Source organism: Nocardioides sp. (assembly GCF_029937575.1).
Lineage (GTDB): Bacteria > Actinomycetota > Actinomycetes > Propionibacteriales > Nocardioidaceae > Nocardioides.
This window is the reverse complement of the sequence record NZ_JAPYPS010000111.1, coordinates 5,593-8,401: the sequence shown is the minus strand read 5'-3', so window position 1 is coordinate 8,401 and position 2,809 is coordinate 5,593. Positions and strand designations below refer to the sequence as shown.

General features: G+C 71.9%; 2 protein-coding genes. Both read left to right on the top strand.

What is annotated here, in order from left to right; genetic code table 11:
* The first annotated feature begins 385 nt into the window (after positions 1 to 385).
* Complete coding sequence (locus Q1K33_RS20240) at positions 386 to 1,693, top strand: PhoH family protein (RefSeq protein WP_300406650.1); 1,308 nt, start codon at positions 386 to 388, stop codon at positions 1,691 to 1,693.
* Between the two features lie 296 nt (positions 1,694 to 1,989).
* Positions 1,990 to 2,763: a lytic transglycosylase domain-containing protein gene (locus Q1K33_RS20235; RefSeq protein WP_300406648.1), complete on the top strand. Its 774-nt coding sequence runs from the start codon at positions 1,990 to 1,992 to the stop codon at positions 2,761 to 2,763.
* The last annotated feature ends 46 nt before the right edge of the window (positions 2,764 to 2,809 follow it).

The window sequence follows — 2,809 nt, the reverse complement described above, 5'->3', positions numbered from 1 at the left end:
CCGGCGGGTCGACTTCCTGCGCGCGATCCGGGCCTACGCCCTGCGCGAGCGCCGGTTCGGCGCCTGACCCGGGAGCCAGCGCGCGAGCGTTCGACGTCGCCGCGTAACGCGAACTTCACCACCAGTTACCGCGTGTCGCTGAGCGACGGCCCTTCGGCGGCGTACGTTCGCAGGGTCGGCGAGTGGGGAAGCTCGCCGGTATCGGGAGGCCCGCTCGTGAGAAGTCACGACCTGTACGCAGGAGGTGGTTCGCAGGTGCTCACCTGCTGGCCGCCCCCGGCGGAAGGACGCCGGCACTCCGGCGTTCGGGCTCCTTCCCGGTCCATCTGTGGCGACTGAGGGCCGGGCGAGGAGTGCGCGCGCGGTCACGTGAAGGGCGAATCCCGTGACACCTCGCACCTATGTCCTCGACACCAGCGTCCTGCTTGCTGATCCCGGTGCCGCGCGCCGCTTCGCCGAGCACGAGGTCGTGCTCCCCGTGGTCGTGATCACCGAGCTCGAGGGCAAGCGTCACCACCCGGAGCTGGGCTACTTCGCCCGCTCGGCCCTGCGGATGCTCGACGAGCTCCGCGTCGAGCACGGTCGGCTCGACGAGCCCGTGCCGGTCGGCGACGAGGGCGGCTCGCTGCGTGTGGAGCTCAACCACACCGATGCGGGCTCGCTGCCCTCGGGCTTCCGACTGGGTGACAACGACACCCGGATCCTGGCGGTGGCCTACAACCTGTCGCAGGAGGGCGCCGACGTCACCCTGGTCTCCAAGGACCTCCCGCTGCGGATCAAGGCGTCCGCCGTCGGCCTCGTCGCCGAGGAGTACCGCGCCGAGGCGATCGGCGACCTGGGACCGTCAGCCACCGGCTACACCGGGATGGCCGAGCTGGAGGTGGCCGCGGCCGACCTCGACGAGCTGTACGACGACGGGGTGCTCGACCTCGCCGAGGCCCGCGACATGCCGTGCCACCAGGGGCTGGTGCTGATGTCGGAGCGCGGCACCGCGCTGGGGCGGGTCGGGCCGGACAAGCAGATCCACCTCGTGCGCGGCGACCGCGAGGCCTTCGGCATCCACGGACGCAGCGCCGAGCAGCGGGTCGCCCTCGAGATGCTGCTCGACCCGGAGGTGGGCATCGTCAGCCTCGGTGGACGTGCCGGGACCGGCAAGTCCGCGATGGCGCTGTGCGCCGGGCTGGAGGCGGTCCTGGAGCGCGGGCAGCACAAGAAGGTCGTGGTCTTCCGCCCGCTCTTCGCGGTCGGTGGTCAGGAGCTCGGCTACCTGCCGGGCTCGGAGTCGGAGAAGATGTCGCCCTGGGGTCAGGCCGTCTTCGACACGCTCGGCTCGATGACGTCGACCGACGTGATCGACGAGATCCTCGACCGCGGCATGCTCGAGGTGTTGCCGCTGACCCACATCCGCGGCCGCTCCCTGCACGACGCCTTCGTGATCGTCGACGAGGCGCAGTCGCTGGAGCGCAACGTGCTGCTGACGGTGCTGTCGCGGATCGGGGCCAACTCGAAGGTCGTGCTCACCCACGACGTCGCCCAGCGCGACAACCTGCGCGTGGGGCGTCACGACGGGATCGTCGCGGTGATCGAGAAGCTCAAGGGTCACCCGCTCTTCTCGCACGTCACCCTGACCCGCTCGGAGCGCTCGCCCATCGCGGCGCTGGTGACCGAGATGCTGGAGAACGTCACCGTCTGACCACGTCTCATCCGTCCGGCTCCCGTGCGGGCCGAGTCGATGCTCCCGGCCTCGGCGCGGCCCGCACCGTGGGACGTGTGTGACCCGTGGGATGCACGTGGTGCGTGCTACCTGAGAACGTCCTGATTTGTCCCCACGAGTCCGACTTTTCTGCGCGTTCGGTTTGCAGGCCCCCATCGCGCACGGCAGGGTGGCGTCAGGCCTCGTCGTCGGGTGACGGCGAGACCTGTCGTATGTACGCCGACCGCCGCAGCACAAGACGACCTCCGTCGCCTACCTCCAGGGATTCCCGCACCTTGTCCAAGCACGCCAAGCACGCCGCACCACGCGCCGCACGCACGGGCCGGTCCGCGAACCGACCCGTCTCGTCCGAGATGGGTGCGTCCGGCACGACCGCCGGACGACACCGCAGCGCGCCGCAGCGCGGCCCGCTCGCCGCGGCCCCGCGCAAGGCACTCGGTACGTCGGTCCTGCTCGGGTCGGTCGCGGTCGCCGCCACCGGTACGACGGTCGCCGGAGGCATCCTGTCGTCCTCCTCGGCCGGCCCCGCGACGCCGGCGTCGGCCTCGCTCGCGGCAGCGGCAGCGGCGCCGGCCGCCACGGCCGACCCGGAGCGCGCCGCCGAGGCGGCTGCCGCCAGCCTCGAGCGCGCCCCCCAGGTCTCGCGCTCGGCCGACCGTCGTGACGACACCGACCCGGTCAAGCAGGCCGCGCTCTCCGACGCCCGGGCCGACGGCCCGGCCCAGACCGGTGAGCAGGACCTGTCCGACGGCGACCCCCGCGACATCGCCCGGGTGCTGCTGGCCGAGTTCGGCTTCTCGTCCGACCAGTTCGGCTGCCTGGACTCGCTCTACGTCCGTGAGTCCAACTGGAACCCGCGCGCCGACAACCCCTCCTCGTCGGCCTACGGCATCCCGCAGGCGCTGCCCGGCTCCAAGATGGCGTCGGCCGGAGCCGACTGGGCGACCAACCCGGTCACCCAGATCCGCTGGGGCCTCGGCTACATCCGTGACCGCTACGGCAGCCCGTGCGGCGCCTGGGGCCACAGCCAGTCCCGCGGCTGGTACTGAACGCACCCGAGCTTGCGAGGGTGCGTTCGTCGGTGGTTGAGCAGCG